General features: G+C 59.4%; 14 protein-coding genes. 4 read left to right on the forward strand and 10 right to left on the reverse strand.

The window, feature by feature from the left end; genetic code table 11:
• Positions 1 to 144: 144 nt before the first annotated feature.
• Positions 145 to 909, reverse strand: coding sequence for a GntR family transcriptional regulator (locus IC37_RS18095; RefSeq protein WP_030127886.1), 765 nt, complete (start codon positions 907 to 909; stop codon positions 145 to 147).
• A 449-nt stretch (positions 910 to 1,358) separates the two neighbouring features.
• Here IC37_RS18095 and IC37_RS18100 point away from each other — a divergent pair, with 449 nt between their 5' ends.
• On the forward strand, positions 1,359 to 2,549 hold the full coding sequence (locus IC37_RS18100) for a benzoate/H(+) symporter BenE family transporter (protein WP_030127887.1): 1,191 nt from the start codon (positions 1,359 to 1,361) through the stop codon (positions 2,547 to 2,549).
• A gap of 42 nt (positions 2,550 to 2,591) precedes the next feature.
• On the opposite strand, the gene IC37_RS18105 is transcribed toward IC37_RS18100, so the two are convergent.
• The gene (locus IC37_RS18105; RefSeq protein WP_007896965.1) at positions 2,592 to 2,936 is read right to left on the reverse strand and encodes a YggL family protein; all 345 of its coding nucleotides are present in this window, start codon (positions 2,934 to 2,936) and stop codon (positions 2,592 to 2,594) included.
• A 234-nt stretch (positions 2,937 to 3,170) separates the two neighbouring features.
• Here IC37_RS18105 and dacB point away from each other — a divergent pair, with 234 nt between their 5' ends.
• Positions 3,171 to 4,631: a D-alanyl-D-alanine carboxypeptidase/D-alanyl-D-alanine-endopeptidase gene (gene dacB / locus IC37_RS18110; RefSeq protein WP_030127888.1), complete on the forward strand. Its 1,461-nt coding sequence runs from the start codon at positions 3,171 to 3,173 to the stop codon at positions 4,629 to 4,631.
• A gap of 180 nt (positions 4,632 to 4,811) precedes the next feature.
• On the opposite strand, the gene IC37_RS18115 is transcribed toward dacB, so the two are convergent.
• Positions 4,812 to 7,202, reverse strand: a complete 2,391-nt coding sequence (locus IC37_RS18115; protein WP_030127889.1) for a GGDEF domain-containing protein — start codon at positions 7,200 to 7,202, stop codon at positions 4,812 to 4,814.
• Positions 7,203 to 7,397: 195 nt separating this feature from the next.
• Positions 7,398 to 9,668: a bifunctional 23S rRNA (guanine(2069)-N(7))-methyltransferase RlmK/23S rRNA (guanine(2445)-N(2))-methyltransferase RlmL gene (gene rlmKL, locus IC37_RS18120; RefSeq protein WP_030127890.1), complete on the reverse strand. Its 2,271-nt coding sequence runs from the start codon at positions 9,666 to 9,668 to the stop codon at positions 7,398 to 7,400.
• A gap of 530 nt (positions 9,669 to 10,198) precedes the next feature.
• Here rlmKL and rmf point away from each other — a divergent pair.
• Positions 10,199 to 10,414, forward strand: a complete 216-nt coding sequence (gene rmf, locus IC37_RS18125; protein ID WP_003223300.1) for a ribosome modulation factor — start codon at positions 10,199 to 10,201, stop codon at positions 10,412 to 10,414.
• A 252-nt stretch (positions 10,415 to 10,666) separates the two neighbouring features.
• Here rmf and IC37_RS18130 read toward each other — a convergent pair whose 3' ends face one another.
• Entirely contained in the window at positions 10,667 to 11,686 is a 1,020-nt protein-coding gene (locus tag IC37_RS18130) for a quinone-dependent dihydroorotate dehydrogenase (RefSeq protein ID WP_030127891.1), read from the reverse strand.
• A 139-nt stretch (positions 11,687 to 11,825) separates the two neighbouring features.
• Here IC37_RS18130 and IC37_RS18135 point away from each other — a divergent pair, with 139 nt between their 5' ends.
• Positions 11,826 to 13,397 (forward strand): hypothetical protein, encoded by a 1,572-nt coding sequence (locus IC37_RS18135; RefSeq protein ID WP_143519217.1) that lies wholly within the window; start codon positions 11,826 to 11,828, stop codon positions 13,395 to 13,397.
• A 50-nt stretch (positions 13,398 to 13,447) separates the two neighbouring features.
• On the opposite strand, the gene IC37_RS18140 is transcribed toward IC37_RS18135, so the two are convergent.
• The 5 genes from IC37_RS18140 to sctI are packed head-to-tail and all read right to left on the reverse strand — an operon-like array spanning position 13,448 to position 16,146.
• A complete protein-coding gene (locus tag IC37_RS18140) occupies positions 13,448 to 13,885 on the reverse strand; it encodes a hypothetical protein (protein ID WP_030127893.1) in 438 nt (145 codons plus the stop codon).
• On the reverse strand, positions 13,875 to 14,594 hold the full coding sequence (locus IC37_RS18145; protein WP_030127894.1) for an oxygen-regulated invasion protein: 720 nt from the start codon (positions 14,592 to 14,594) through the stop codon (positions 13,875 to 13,877). Before IC37_RS18145 ends, IC37_RS18140 begins: the two co-directional genes overlap by 11 nt.
• Complete coding sequence (locus IC37_RS18150; RefSeq protein WP_030127895.1) at positions 14,566 to 15,135, reverse strand: secretion system protein; 570 nt, start codon at positions 15,133 to 15,135, stop codon at positions 14,566 to 14,568. Before IC37_RS18150 ends, IC37_RS18145 begins: the two co-directional genes overlap by 29 nt.
• Positions 15,119 to 15,841 (reverse strand): EscJ/YscJ/HrcJ family type III secretion inner membrane ring protein, encoded by a 723-nt coding sequence (locus IC37_RS18155; RefSeq protein ID WP_030127896.1) that lies wholly within the window; start codon positions 15,839 to 15,841, stop codon positions 15,119 to 15,121. The genes IC37_RS18150 and IC37_RS18155 overlap by 17 nt, the downstream gene beginning before the upstream one ends.
• Positions 15,838 to 16,146, reverse strand: a complete 309-nt coding sequence (gene sctI, locus IC37_RS18160) for a type III secretion system inner rod subunit SctI (protein ID WP_030127897.1) — start codon at positions 16,144 to 16,146, stop codon at positions 15,838 to 15,840. Before sctI ends, IC37_RS18155 begins: the two co-directional genes overlap by 4 nt.
• Between the last annotated feature and the right edge of the window lie 20 nt (positions 16,147 to 16,166).

Consider the following 16,166-nt stretch of genomic DNA (forward strand, 5'->3'; position numbering starts at 1 on the left):
GAGCCCCCTGCGAAAGCTTAGTGGGCGATCGCAGGGGGCGGCGGGGGTAGCCATTTCATTATTAGATCTCCGTGAACACGATATTTGTGTATGCCACAGATCTAATGTGGGAGCGGGCTTGCTCGCGAAGGGCGCACTGCGGTATCAGAGCTTGACCGCTGGCCGCCCAGGCTTTTTGGTCTGCAACAAATGCGAAAACACCGCATGCAAATCATCCGACGCACTTTCTTCGTCGAGGTTGAGCTTGCTGTCGATGTGGTCCATGTGATGCATCATCAGGTCCACCGCCAGCGTCGCGTCCCGCGCTTCGATCGCGTCGATCAACTGAGTGTGTTCATCATAAGAACAGTGGGAACGGTTGCCGCTCTCGTACTGGGCGATGATCAACGAAGTCTGCGACACCAGGCTGCGCTGGAAGCTGATCAGCGGTGCGTTTTTCGCCGCTTCGGCCAGTTTCAAATGGAACTCGCCGGACAGACGGATACCGGCACCACGATCACCACGGGAAAAGCTGTCGCGCTCGTCGTTGACCATCTGCCGCAGTTCGAGAAGTTGCTCGGCGGTGGCGTGCTGAACCGCCAATTCAGTGATCGCCCGCTCCACCAGACGCCGCGCCAGAAACACCTGACGGGCCTCTTCGACACTCGGGCTGGCGACGACCGCACCGCGATTCGGTCGCAGCAACACCACGCTTTCATGGGCCAGACGCGACAGCGCGCGGCGAATGATGGTGCGGCTGACCCCGAAAATTTCCCCCAGCGCTTCTTCGCTCAACTTGGTGCCGGGCGCCAGACGCTGTTCGAGGATGGCCTCGAAGATATGCGCGTAGACAATATCGTCCTGGGTACCGCTACGGCCGGCTTTGCCTGCTCGCGGTTGTTTCTTGAGGGGTTGCAACTGTTCGTTCATGGGCACTCGAGTCGGGAGAACTGCGGCGAATTGACCGTGACTGTAATACGGCACAGTGGGTCGCTGGCAAGTATCGCGTAAAAAACACCGTGATTGTACACAATGGCAGGTGGCAACACGACTGTACGGCTGTTTGTCGCCCTCGCTGTATTGCAACGACCGGTTACTTTTCAGTTTAGGCTTGAACACAGAATCCGCAGCCTGAACACAATCCCTGTAGGAGCGAGGCTTGCCCGCGAAGGCGTCGTGTCATTCAACATTGATATCGACTGACTCTACGCTTTCGCGGGCAAGCCTTAATGCCAGTCAGTTAAGTGCGAAACCTGTGGGAGCGGGCTTGCTCGCGAAGACGGCGGCATAGTCAACATTGATGTCGCCNAGGGCAAGCCTCGCTCCTACAAGGTTCAGCGGCTACGGACATCTTTATCAGAACAAGGAACACCGCTGTCATGACCGACGCCACGCACACGCAGCTTCGCCCCCTGACTGACACGTCACCCTCGGCCATCGTCGCCGGGTTCATCGCCATGATGACCGGCTACACCAGTTCACTGGTGCTGATGTTCCAGGCCGGGCAAGCGGCGGGCCTGACTAGCGGGCAGATTTCGTCGTGGATCTGGGCGATCTCCATTGGCATGGCGGTGTGCTCGATCGGCTTGTCCCTGCGCTACCGCACGCCGATCACCATCGCCTGGTCGACCCCCGGCGCGGCGTTGCTGATCACCAGCCTGGGCGGGGTCAGCTATGGCGAGGCCATTGGCGCCTATATTACTTGCGCGGTGCTGGTGACCATTTGCGGCCTGACCGGCAGTTTCGAACGACTGGTGAAAAAGATTCCTGCCTCATTGGCAGCAGCGTTGCTGGCGGGAATTCTGTTCAAGATCGGCAGCGAGATTTTTGTCGCCGCCCAGCACCGCACTGCGCTGGTCCTGGGGATGTTCTTCACCTATCTGGTGGTCAAACGCCTGTCACCGCGCTACGCCGTGCTCGCCGCGCTGTTGATCGGCACCGCACTGTCAGGGTTCATGGGGCTGCTGGATTTCAGTGGCTTCCATCTGGAAGTCGCGACGCCGGTCTGGACCACGCCGCACTTTTCCCTGGCCGCGACCATCAGCATCGGCATTCCGCTGTTCGTGGTGGCGATGACGTCGCAGAACATGCCGGGCATCGCCGTATTGCGCGCCGATGGCTACAACGTGCCGGCCTCGCCACTGATCACCACCACCGGCATTGCCTCGTTGTTGTTGGCGCCGTTCGGCTCCCATGGGATCAACCTGGCCGCCATCAGCGCGGCAATCTGCACCGGCCCGCATGCCCATGAAGATCGCAACAAGCGCTACACCGCCGCTGTCTGGTGCGGGATTTTCTACGGGATTGCCGGGGTATTCGGCGCGACGCTGGCGGCGTTGTTTGCCGCATTGCCTAAAGAGTTGGTGCTGTCGATTGCCGCGCTGGCGCTGTTCGGCTCGATCATCAATGGGTTGAGCATTGCCATGGCGCAAGTGCAGGAACGGGAAGCAGCGCTGATCACCTTTATGGTGACGGCGTCGGGGCTGACGCTGTTTTCCATCGGTTCGGCGTTCTGGGGGATTGTGGCGGGGGTGTTGACGTTGGTGATTCTGAACTGGCGCAAGGCCTGAAACAAAAAAACGGCGACCCTTGGGTCGCCGTTTTTTAGAACATCAAGCTACCGGATTGATCGGCTTTTCCGGGTACCAGACGTCGATCAGCGGGCTGACGGTTGCTTCGGTCAGTTCGCTGCGGCCTTTGAGCCAGGCTTCAACAGCGGCACGCTGCTCTTCGGAGACCGAGCCACGCTTCTGCAGGCAAACCAGACCGAAGTCGTCGCCGCCAACATAGCCCAGACCGTTGGCTTCCATGGCTTCTTTCAGGAACGCGTCGAGGAAAGCATCAATGGCTTCATCAGCCAAATCTTCTTTGAAATCCAGGTTCAGTTCGAAACCCAGCTCTTGAAATTCATCGACGCACAGTTTTTTGCGCAGACGCTGGGAACGGTTAGTCGCCATTGGAACAATCCTCATAAGTAATAACGGGCAGCACTTTAGCAGTTTAAGGCGCCGATTGCCCGCCTCGGAACACCGCTACACCTACCGTCGGTAAAAAAATAGCGGATTAGACGACCGGGGTACGGCACAAGCCGCTACACCTTGGGGCATAATGCCGACACTTTCATGACCGCTGAGGGAATTTATCTCCATGCCCTCGTCTTTTTTCCCCTCGGCTGTAGGGTTTTATTTCAGATGATCAAATCTTTGCGTCCATTGCTGCTGGCCAGTCTTCTTCTGCCCCTGGCCCTCCCCGTTTCCGCCGCTTCGATCAACACCGCCCTGTCGCCCAACGTCGAAAAGGCCCTCAAGGCCAGCAAACTGCAAGACAGTGCCCTGTCGCTGGTGATGATCCCGCTCAACGGCCCGGGCACCCCAACCATTCATAACGCGGACGTTTCGGTTAACCCGGCCTCGACCATGAAGCTGGTGACCACGTATGCCGCGCTGGAAATGCTCGGCCCGAACCATCAGTGGAAAACCGAGTTCTACACCGACGGCACCCTCAGCGGTGGCATCCTCAACGGCAACCTCTACCTCAAGGGTGGCGGCGATCCGAAGCTGAACATGGAAAAACTCTGGCTGCTGATGCGCGATTTGCGCGCCAACGGTGTAACCCAGGTCACCGGTGATCTGGTGCTGGACCGCGGCTTCTTCATGCAACCGCAACTGCCCGAATTCAATGACGACGGCAATGACGAGAACAAACCGTTCCTGGTCAAACCCGACGCGCTGCTGGTCAACCTCAAGGCCTTGCGCTTCGTCGCTCGCAACGACTCGGGCAAGGTCCTGGTATCGGTCGAGCCGCCGATTGCCAGCATCCGCATCGACAATCAGGTCAAGGCGCTCAATTCCAAGCAATGCACCGGTGGCGTGCGTTACAACCCGGTGCCCCAGGCTGATGGCAGCGTCACCGTGACCGTTGGTGGCCAGTTGGGCGAAGGTTGCAGTTCCCAGACCTACCTGTCGCTGCTCGACCACGCGACTTACACCGCCGGGGCCGTGCGGGCGATCTGGAAGGAACTGGGCGGCAGCATCCAGGGCCAGGATCGTCTGGCACCGACGCCGAGCAACGCCAAGGTACTGGCCCGGGCCTACTCGCCAGATCTGGCGGAAATCATTCGCGACATCAACAAATACAGTAACAACACCATGGCTCAGCAGTTGTTCCTGAGCCTGGGCCAGAAGTTCCGCACCGATGCCGATGGTGACGACGCCAAGGCCGCCCAACGCGTGGTGCGCCAGTGGCTGGCAAAGAAAGGCATCACGGCGCCGCACCTGGTGATGGAGAACGGCTCCGGTCTGTCCCGTGCCGAGCGAGTGAGTGCGCGTGAAATGGCCGCGATGCTGCAAGCCGCCTGGCGCAGCCCGTACTCTGCCGAGTTCATCAGCTCGATGCCGATTGCCGGCACCGATGGCACCATGCGCAAACGCCTGAAGACCACCGCGATGCGCGGTGAAGCCCACGTCAAGACCGGCACCCTGAACACCGTGCGCGCCATCTCCGGCTACAGCCGCGACATCAATGGCAATACCTGGGCGGTGGTGGCAATCCTCAACGACAAGGCACCATTTGGCGCCTCCTCGGTGCTGGATCAGGTGCTGCTGGATCTGTATCGCCAGCCGAAACTGCCGACTACGGCTTCGGTGTTGTAACCCGATCGTCCAGACACTGGAGATCAAATAATGTGGGAGCGGGCTTGCTCGCGAAGAGGGCGTGTCAGTCGACATTAATGTTGCCTGACACACCGCTTTCGCGAGCAAGCCCGCTCCCACATTGATTGGGGTCAAAGCACAGCATTGCGATCAGTCCACAGGGTTTACATGCGGCCCGGCTTAACTCATCTGCCCCTCAACCCGATCCCTTCCCGCCTGCTTCGCCGCATACACCCCTGAGTCCGCCCGCAACAGCAGCGCATCCGCGCCCTCCCCGGCCTTCCAACTGGCAATCCCGAAACTCGCGGTGACGATCCCGACCTCGTCGATCGGCGCACTGCGCAACCCTTGCCACAACTCCACGGCCAGCACATGAGCCTGTATGCCGTCGATATCCGGACAGAGCACCATGAACTCTTCGCCCCCCAGGCGACAAAACACATCAGTGCGCCGCAGGCGACCGCCAATGCGCTCGCACACGGCCTGCAAAACCCGATCGCCCACGGCATGACCGTGCTGGTCATTGATGCGCTTGAAGTGATCGATGTCGAGCATGATCACCGACAACTCCCCACCGCCGCGCTCGACCCGGGCCATTTCGGTGGTCAGGCGCTCCTGGAAATAGCGACGGTTATGGATTCCGGTCAGGGAGTCGGTCACCGACAGTGCGCGCAATTCCTCCTCCACGCGCTTGAGGTCGGAGATGTCCGAAATGTAGCCATGCCAGAGCACACCGCCGCCGGGCAGCTCCTCCGGAGTCGCTTCACCGCGGACCCAGCGCGAACCACGCCGGGGTAATTGCACGCGGTATTCCTCGCGCCAGGGGCTGAGGGTGTTCGCCGATGCCTGGATCGACGCGCGGACCCGGCGCGCATCCTGAGGATGAATCCGCGCGAACACCGCCTCGGCGTTGTGCAACAGCACGTCCGGCTCAAGTTCGTAGATTTCGCGGATACCGTCGCTGGCGTAGATCACGCTGAAGCGCCCATCGAATTCCATCTTGAACTGGTAAATCCCGCCGGGCACATGAGCGCTGAGCTTCTTCAATAACAGGTCCCGTGCCGCCAGAGCCTCGTGGACGCGCTTGCGCTCGGTGATGTCGATACAGATCGCCAGGTGCCCGACCCACAAGCCTTCCTCGTCGAGGACCGGGGTCGCCAGCATGTTCACCGGCAAATGGCTGCCGTCGTGACGGACCAGGGTCCACTCCCGGGCTTCGTGACCGCCCTCTTCCCCGCCTTCGACCAACATCGCCTGACACGTCGGGATCGGCTTGCCATAGCGCGCGCTCAACTCCGCCGAGCGCGCTTCAAGCTCCCGGGGCAGGTGCAGATTTTCCAGGGTCATGTGGCCCACGGCCTGCGCACTGGAGTAACCGAGCATTTGCTCTGCACCGGCATTGAAGGTGCTGATAATCCCGCGCAAGTCAGTGGCAATGATCGCCACCTGAGTCGCGGCATCCAGCACACCGCGCAACTGCCCATGGGTGCCGCGCAACTCTTGCTCGCGGTCGTGAAGTTCCTGGGTCCGCTGCTCCACCATCTTCAGCGCCCGCTGGCGCTGGCTGACCAACACATAGAGCAACACACTGAGCAACAGACTGAGCAAACCGCCGAGCACCACCAGGCTGGCTACCGAGGAATGGTTAGCGTTCAGGAACGCGGCGCTTGGGCGCATGTCCACTTGATAATCGTGGTCGGCCAGACGCAGTAATCGCGTGGAGGACAAGTCACTGGCCCCCGCCGTGTTGGTCGACTCGTACAACACTTCGTGCTGATCATCGGTGGACAAGTCGAGGATTCGCACCGAGAGAGAGTCGTGATTCTCCTCCGGCAGCCCGTCCGCCAGCAGCTGACGCATGCTGATCACCGCCATGACGTACCCGGCGGGCGCGGCACTCGGGAGGTTCTGATGGTTGACCGGCGCCACCAGCAATACACCCCGCGAATAGGCGGGCTCGACGCCTACCAGATGCAACGGTTGCGACACGACCATGCTGCCACTGCGATCGGCTCGCTCCAGAGTCGAGCGGCGCAGGGGTTGCGCCAGCAGGTCATAACCCAGCGGTGTGGGCAGTCGGCTCTGGGTTTGGGTATAAAGCACCGGCACGTACTCGTTCCGTTCCGCGGCCGGCTGCCACTGGCCATCGGCGTTGAGTTCGCGAAAGGTGAAATTGCTCAAACCCTCTTCAAGCACCGCGCGCTCAAGTAGAGGTCGTTCAGCGCGGGAAACCCGTGGCGCCCAGGAATAGGCCTGGGTGCGACGCAAAAGAGGCTTGGTGTAACCGTCGAATTCTTCGCGGGACACCGTCCCGGAATAGACAAAGAACCGGCGCAGGCCGCCGAGGCGCTGCTCCTGATCTTCGAAACGTTCTTCGATACGGCTGTAACGTTCACTGGCGAGCAGTTGGAAACGTTGCCGCAATTGCTGATGAAACTGATTGAACGTTGCCCAGGCCAGCAATCCCGTGAGAATCCCGCCGACGAGTAATACCAGCAGCGCGACCAGCCCGGCCGAAACATCTTCGCGGATAAAACCCAGGATCTTGGGGCGCACGGCGTGCAACGACATAAAAACAACTCAAAATGCCAAGTGCCGGAAAAGCCCATTGGCCATGAATGGAGTTATAGCTATTAGCCACTAATTTGACCAGCACTGTAGGAGCGAGCTCGCTCGCGATGGTCGATAACGATAACGCGTGCTTTCTGGAAACACGCGGCGCTTTCAGGTTCATCGCGAGCAAGCTCGCTCCTACAGATACGGGGGTCAACGGGCCGTTATTTTCCAGGCGCGATGGATCTTGGCGTTACGGGAAAAATCCGGATCGATGGTCTGCCCAGTGATCTCCTCGACCGCATAGCGCTCGCCGAGATTCGGCTCCAGCTCGAACTTGCGGAAGTTGTTGGAGAAATACAACACCCCGCCCGGCGCCAGGCGTGCCATGGCCAGATCGATCAACTGCACCTGGTCACGTTGCACGTCGAAGATCCCTTCCATGCGCTTGGAGTTGGAGAAGGTCGGCGGGTCGATGAAGATCAGGTCGTATTCGTCACGGCAGGCATCGAGCCAGGCCATCACGTCGCCCTGCTCCAGACGGTTTTTGTCGGAGAAACCGTTCAGCGACAGGTTGCGACGCGCCCAATCCAGATACGTTTTCGACAGGTCGACGCTGGTGGTGCTGCGCGCACCGCCCTTGGCCGCATGCACGCTGGCGGTCGCGGTGTAGCAATACAGGTTGAGGAAGCGCTTGCCAGCCGCCTCTTTCTGAATCCGCATGCGCATCGGCCGGTGGTCGAGAAACAGCCCGGTGTCGAGGTAGTCGGTGAGGTTCACCAGCAGCTTCACGCCGCCTTCGTTGACCTCGTTGAACTTGCCCTGCGCGCTCTGACGCTCGTACTGCTTGGTGCCGCTCTGACGCTCGCGACGCTTGACCACCACGCGGTTCTTGTCGATGTTCAACGCCTGCGGGATCGCCGCCAGGGCATCGAACATCCGCGCCGAGGCTTTTTCCGGGTCGATGGATTTCGGTGCGACGTATTCCTGGACGTGGACCCAGTCGTGATACAGGTCGATGGCCATGGAATATTCCGGCATGTCGGCATCGTAGACGCGGTAACAGTCGATGCCTTCACGCTTGACCCACTTGCCCAGCGCCTTGAGGTTTTTTTGCAGGCGGTTGGCAAACATCTGCCCGCCTTCGCTCAAGCGCGGCTGCTCGATCACCACCGGTGCCGGTTTGATCGGGTTGCCGTTCTTGTTGTACTTCTCGTACTTGCCCGGCGCTTCGATGTTCGACGGCGCATCGGACTCGGCCTGTTCGCGCTCGATCTGACGCTGTTCCGGGGTGCGACGCTCGCCAGTGACGAACTGGTCCGGCGTGACCTTGATCAGCAGCAATTTGCACGGCAAGGCACCGTTCCAGAACGAGTACTGTTTGTGGCTGCGGATGCCCATGCGTTTGCCCAGGTCCGGGGCGCCGGTGAACACCGCCGCTTCCCAGTTCAGGCACGCCTGTCGCAGGCGCTCGCCGAGGTTCTGGTAGAGGTAGAGCAGGCTCGCCTCATCGCCCAGACGCTCGCCGTAGGGAGGGTTGCAGATCACCAGGCCTTTCTGGTTCTGGTCCGGGCGCGGCTCGAACGTCGCGACTTCGCCCTGGTAGATCTTGATCCACTCGCTCAGGCCGGCACGTTCAACGTTATTGCGGCCCGGCTGAATCAGGCGCGGGTCAGCTTCGTAACCGCGAATCCACAGTGGGGGCTTGGCCAGGCCGGCCGCGGCGCGCTCGGAGGCTTCTTCGTGAAGTTTTTTCCACAGCGCCGGCACATGACCGAGCCAGGCGGTGAAGCCCCATTGCTCACGGCGCAGGTTCGGCGCCATGTCGGCGGCGATCATAGCGGCTTCGACCAGGAACGTACCGACACCGCACATCGGGTCAGCCAGGGCGCCGCCATCGGCTGCAATCCGTGGCCAGCCGGCACGGATCAGAATCGCTGCCGCGAGGTTTTCTTTCAGCGGCGCCGCGCCTTGCTGCAAGCGATAACCACGCTGGTGCAGGCTGTGACCGGAAAGATCGAGGGACAGAATCGCTTCGCCACGGTCCAGGCGCAGGTGAATGCGCAGGTCCGGGTTAAGCTTGTCGATCGACGGACGGTCGCCCTGCGGGGTGCGCAGTTTGTCGACGATGGCGTCTTTGACTTTCAGGGCGCCAAAGTGTGTGTTGTCGATGCCCGAACCGTGACCGCTGAATTCGACGGCCAGAGTGCCATCGCTGAGCATGTGGTCTTGCCACTCGATATCCAGCACGCCGTGGTAAAGGTTTTCGGCGTCCTTCATCGGGAAGCGCTTGAGCACCAGCAGCACGCGGTTCGCCAGACGCGACCACAGGCACAGGCGATAGGCGGTTTCCATGGTGGCCATGCCGCGCACAGCCGAGGTGTGCTCACGTGCTTCCTCAAGGCCAAGCCCGACGGCTTCCTCGATAAGCAGGCCTTCAAGGCCTTTGGGGCAAGTGAGGAAGAGTTCGAAACGATCGGACATGGTAATTCCAGAGCCTTTAGCTAAGTGAATCGGCAACGCATTGCCGATCCGGTTTTCAATCAGGCGTTTTTCTAACAGAACGCCCGCGTGGCACGAAGGTGTGCCGTCCCACCCTGACTGCTCGGGTTAAAAGAGCTTAGATGCCAGGGCAGATAAAAAAGTTGATGCAACAAAATGTCATAAGTCGACCCTTCGTCGAATAGTCCCCAAGTGAACGGGTGTCATTCTCGTTAAAGGCCTCACCCCTCTCATCCCGCGCAGGGCCGATCATACCGGGGTTTGGCCAATAAACACGGGACAAATATCGTGTTACTTATGGCCATAGCATCTTTATGGTTACGTTCTTATGACAAAACGATCATTCCCTCGATGTGACGCATTGGTTAGAACTCAACTCAGGTTGACGTCGCAACGGCGTCAACACCTTGGCTCGCGACGCCGGCAGCGAGCCACCAACGGCAGAATTTTTCTGCCTGACCTCGATTGAGGTCGACGCGATAAATACAGTCAACAAGTGAGGGCAACACCCTATGAGAAGACTTAAGCGTGATCCGTTGGAAAGAGCATTTTTGCGCGGATATCAATATGGCGTTGGTGGTAAATCCCGTGAGCTTTGCCCTTTTACTCTACCGTCGGTACGCCAAGCCTGGATCAATGGCTGGCGAGAAGGACGCGGCGACAACTGGGACGGTATGACCGGCACTGCGGGCATCCACAGACTCAACGAACTTCACGCCGTCGGCTAATACAGGGCACACACTCCGACACGACACGACAATCTGATTACGCAACGACTTAACCACGCACGTCCCATCCGGACGGCGGGCTTCGGCCCAGGGGCTCCTTCGAGGAGCCCTTTTTTATGCCTGCATAAAACTCAACCTCGAGCTGCAAACACATTACCTGTGGGAGCGGGCTTGCTCGCGAAAGCGATTTAACATTCAAGAATGATGTTGACTGACCCAACGCTTTCGCGAGCAAGCCCGCTCCCACAGGGTTCAGCGCAGCGCGGCGATTGCATCCACCGATTCACGAATCAACGCCGGGCCTTTGTAGATGAAGCCGGAGTAGAGCTGCACCAAACTCGCACCCGCAGCGATTTTCTCAGCCGCGTGCTTGCCTTCGGTGATGCCGCCCACGGCGATGATCGGCAAGCGACCGGCCAGTTCCGCCGCCAGCACCTTCACCGTGTGAGTGCTCTTGTCGCGAACCGGCGCGCCGGACAATCCACCCGCCTCGTCACCATGTTCCATGCCTTCGACGCCAACGCGGCTCAGGGTGGTGTTGGTGGCGATCACCGCATCCATCCCGGTTTCGATCAGCGCTTGGGCGACTTGAGCGGTTTCTTCGTCGGTCATGTCCGGCGCGATCTTGATCGCCAGCGGAACATGTTTGCCGTGATGCAGGGCCAGTTCCGCCCGGCGGGTGGCCAGGTCGGCGAGCAATTGCTTGAGCGAATCGCCGAATTGCAGGCTGCGCAGGCCCGGGGTGTTGGGCGAACTGACGTTGACCGTCACATAGCTGGCGTGGGCATAGACCTTGTCCAGGCAGATCAGGTAATCATCGACCGCACGTTCAACCGGCGTATCGAAATTCTTGCCGATGTTGATGCCCAGCACGCCCTTGTACTTGGCTGCCGCCACGCGAGCGAGCAAGTGATCGACGCCGTGGTTGTTGAAGCCCATGCGGTTGATGATCGCCTCGGCATCCGGCAAGCGGAAAATCCGTGGTTTCGGGTTGCCTGGTTGCGGACGCGGTGTGATGGTGCCGATTTCGACGAAACCGAAACCCAACTGGGCAAAACCGTCGATCGCCGCGCCGTTCTTGTCCAGACCGGCCGCCAGACCCACCGGGTTCGGGAACTCCAGGCCCATGACCGTCACCGGCATTTTCGCCGGTGCCTTGCACAGCAAACCGTTGAGGCCCAAACGTCCGCCCGCGCCGATCAGGTCCAGGGACAGATCGTGGGAGGTTTCCGGGGAAAGTTTGAACAACAGCTGACGGGCCAGGGTGTACATGGGCGGGTTTGACTCTGGGCAATGAAAAGTGGCGGCGATTATAGCCGTGTGGAGAGTCAGCGGCGAGAACCAAGGGATTTATTCCCCCGATCGGCGATGCCTGTCGGAGCGTTTTTTGATAGTCGCAGCTGGAGGGCGGGTGAATGATCGATTCGACTGCACTGACGCAGCGCCGATGGAAGACAACGCAATGCAAATTTCCTCATCACCGCCACCAACACTCCAACTTCATGGAAATGCCGTCAGTTCCGCCCCTCCAGCCCGCCCAGATCACATAATTTTGGAAATGGAAGGCTGTGCCTATTCTCAGACAATCGCCGAGACCCTGAGTCAAAATGTGCCCGGCGAACATGTCACTGAACTGCGTTCCGATGACACAAGAATTATGCTCGAGGATGCAGGTGAAATACTGAAAGGTGTCATTACAGAGACTCCTGTCAATAATACCGAACGCGAGATTGCACTGACCATTGCGCACCTTGTTCAAGCTAATCTCGACGCAGCGAGAGAGACTGCGACTCCCGGATCTCTGGCAGAACACGTCCTGAACATCGGGCTCCCGAAGTCCGAAGAAAATGAAGAGTCTTCAGTCTCCGCAGCACTACACCGCGCCCAGACAATCGTTGACTCACTCGGCGAACTCCTGGCCAAGTTGGGACGCAACGAATTCGAAGGTGATCTCGGACGATGGGCCAGCAACCTGACGATTTCCGGCCTGCGCACAGGCCTGGTCATCGGCACTCTCACAACCGTCAGGCAACTGATTGGCTTCGCTTTGGAAAAATCCTTGTCCTCCAATGCCGCCGCACCACTGACACGCAATGTGATGAGCGCAATCGCCCTGGCAATCGGCCCCGCGCTGAACATCCTTGGTGCAATAAGAGACGAGTGCAACGGTACGGCCAATCAGCAAACGCGCTTGGCCCGGATCGCCACACTCACCTTGTCGATGGCTGCTTTGGCATTGACGGCGTCAGCGCCGGCAGCGGCGATGCCAGCATTAGCCGCCTACGGCACGCAAATGGCTTTCTACAGCTTCGCCAATGACCTGGTTAACCTGTTCTTGCCGATAACTGACAACTCAAAAGCCAACCTTGGTGGCACTGCCGCCAGCGGAGTGCTGAACAGTGCTCTCCAGTTTCTGGCCTTTACAGGCATGAACTACACCGCGCCCCATTCCGGTCCGGGCTATGTCATGTCACAGGGCAAAGAGCCCCCATCGACCGAGCGTCAGACTTTCGCCGCTCAGCTAGCAGTGTGGTTGGCACAAAATACCGACACAGTCTCCGATCCAAATCCAACCGTCCAGAGTCGGGGCAACGAGATTGTCGAATCCCTCGCTCTGGTGGTTGGACATGATTTTCTACGTGGTGCCTACAACGCCGGAGCCGATGTTGCCAGCCAAGTGATTGGCGGCGAACTGATGCACGCTCTCCAGGGTGAAAACACGGGCAAAGGCTTTCGAATCAACATGTCTGCACGGGTACCCACCGCCGAACAAGTCGCCAACCAATTCTTGTCCACCAATGCCATTCGGACCTCGGTGAGCGAAACAATCATCGCCGTTGTCATCTCCGCAACCCGGTACTTCTCGACCCTGCCGATTTCCAAAGCTGATGTAGACCATATCGTCAACACGCTGGTCGCCGCAGTGGTTTTCGCGGGACGCTTTGGTGCCGTGTACGTCAATGAGCGAACGAAACCTGCGTAAGTTCATACAGCGTTGTGCGCCAAGCTATTTTGGCTTGACGCAACCCAGCCTCACCACTCGCTCTTTTCCCAACTATCGTCGCCCATCGGCTGGAACACATCGCGCATAAAACTTGAGATGAATATCTCGATGCTGAAAGCCCGGGCATTGGCGCCGCTGATTTCCTTGTAGAGCAGCGACTTTTCCAGGTTCTCGTCTTTCAAACGGAGCAACAGTTTATGCGTGACGGCCATAATCGCCTTGGCGTTTGGATACACGGGCGTGCCATCGGGTTTCAGTTGTGACTTCAGGAAAAGGAAGATGGCCTTTTCGCCCTGCCCTTCCATCGCCAAGAGCTGTTGATAAAGCGAATCGAATTCGGGGTCCGGGCGCTTGCTGCCGTTGACCTCAGCCGCATTGCCAGACGCCTGCAACACGCGTGATTCAAGGCTCTCGACCGCAGACCTCTGATCAAGGCGGTTAACGCTCATCATCGGTTCAATCTTCATGGCGCACCTGCGTTGTAGCTTTTTCAGCGACATCGGTAGAACGCTTGCCGAAGGCCGAACACAAGTCATTCAGTCGTTGCAGGGATGCCTGATCGAGCGAGCGCACCGATTCGGGCAACGTTGTCAGTCGCGACAGCAATCCGGGCTCGAGGCGTTGGCGGGTCGTTTCGGTGTCGAATTCGAGCAATTGGTCGGCCAGGCGCAGCAGGTAGCGTTCCTCAGGGTGAAACTCCACAGCAATCGTACCGGGCCACAGCGCCTGCAACCGTTGCCGGATTTCGTCTGCCCGAGGCTTGCAGCGCATCGGCAGCAGCACCTGCAATACCGCCTCGGCCTGGCCCGGCTGATCGGCCAGCCAGCGTTCGAGCATTTCCTCCAGCCACTCATCGCGACTCAGAACGTCGCCCAACAAATGGCGAGCCGCCTGTAGGAGCTCGTTGCGCAATGCCTGCCCCAGCGTCTGTTTTTCGAGCAAACCGTTCACCAGATCGGCGGCCGCCCGCAAAATGCCCTCGGCATAGCCTTCCTGAAAAGCCTCGGCGCGAACCGCATCGGCATCGCGCCGGGCCTGGTCGACACAATCGCGCGCCCAGCGCCGGGCTTGACGTTGCAGTACGCGACGCTGGCGCGCGGCGACAATGTCATCGGCGGCCATGCGCACCTCCATCGTCTCGGGTAGGTCAGTCAGGGTTCGGATGGTATCGAGCATGCTGTGCCGCCAAAAAGAAAAGAGCCGGATCGGGTTCAGCCACCGGCCACTGTTTGTGCAGGCCGACAACCTCTGGAGTGAATTGCAACGACAGCCGCTGCAACAGCAGAGGCGGCAGGTGTTCGGACAAACCCGACAGTGAATTGAAGCCGGCGACTTCGACCTGTTGCGTTGGCGCCGTCGACAGTTCAAGCGGCACGTCGGCGCGCGGCCCTGGCCTGCAACTGGCGAATCTGCGTAACGACATCGGCAACTGCTGCCACGCTGCGCCTCGTGCCAACTGCGCAGAAAGTCGCCAGGCGCCCATCAAGCAGGCGACATAGGGTAATTGGCGCCATTGCCGGACCCACAAATCAGCAATGGGTGTCAGTGGTGTGACCGGCAATGAACGGTGCTCGCCGAACCCTTCGAGCAGGATCCGGTTAAGCGCATCCCGTGCATCAGGACCGTCAAACCCCTCCGGTATGCGCAAACGCTGCGGGTGCACATAATCAAGAGGCTCGTAGAAAATTTGCCGCAGACGCTCAGCGCAGGATGTCACGCCGCTCTCCTCTGGATTGCCGATAGGCCAGCGCCGCCCCGCCCGCCATCAGCACTGCCGTCAACGAAGCCAGCAGCCAGACCCAGCGCGAATCACTCTGCGTGGCGGACACCGACGGCGCGACATGCTGTGTCGGCGAGCGCTGTGACAGGACGACCGAAATATTGTCGTACTCAACGCCCGCAAAACTGTTTTTGAGAAAGCGCTTGATATCGGTGATCAGCAACTGCGGCTCGATATCCCGCTCATGAATGACCAACGCCGACAGATGAATGGGCGCTGCCTTTCGCCCGCCCTCACCGGCATCCAGGTCATAACTGACATGCACCCGCGCCGACACCACCCCCTCAAGCACACTCAACGATTGTTCGATTCGTTGCTCCAGCGCCGAGTAGAGCCGGGCTTTTTCGGCCCTGGGCGAGGCCACCAGCGAATCGCTGGGGAACATCTCGGCCACTTGAATTCGAGGCTTGGAAGGCAGCGAATAGAGGTTGAGCAAGTCGACAGCGGCCGAAAAATCGATCTGATCGATGGTCACCGAATAGCCGGTTTTGCCTGCGTCGACTTTCGTTGCCGCGATATTGTTGCGTTGCAGCACAGACAGCACTTCGTTGGCCTGCTGTTGATCCAGCCCTTCGAGCAGGCTCGGCTGACGACAACCCACCAGCGCCACGCACACCAGCATGAGCAACGCACTGGCTTTCATGACGCACGCAACAGGGTTTCGGCCGTGCTCACGGCTTTACGGACCAGCACGTTGAGCAAATTGATGTCGACGTTGTACTGCCCGACCTGCTCCTGCAACCGAGCCAGCATTTCGGGGCTGGTGATATCAGGGTTTTGCATCAGTTGATTGATCGACGATACCTCCTGGCCGCTGCTCACCGCTGAATTGGCGAAGGCGTCGATCAATCGGCTTTCAAGCGAAATGGGCGGAGCTTCCTGCGGGCTACGCAATTGCGCAAAGGCTGTCGGCTCGATGAATGAATGGGAAACGCTCTGGATAGACATGCAATGCACTCATGAAAAAG

The sequence above is a fragment of the Pseudomonas sp. QTF5 genome (assembly GCF_000512695.2).
Lineage (GTDB): Bacteria > Pseudomonadota > Gammaproteobacteria > Pseudomonadales > Pseudomonadaceae > Aquipseudomonas.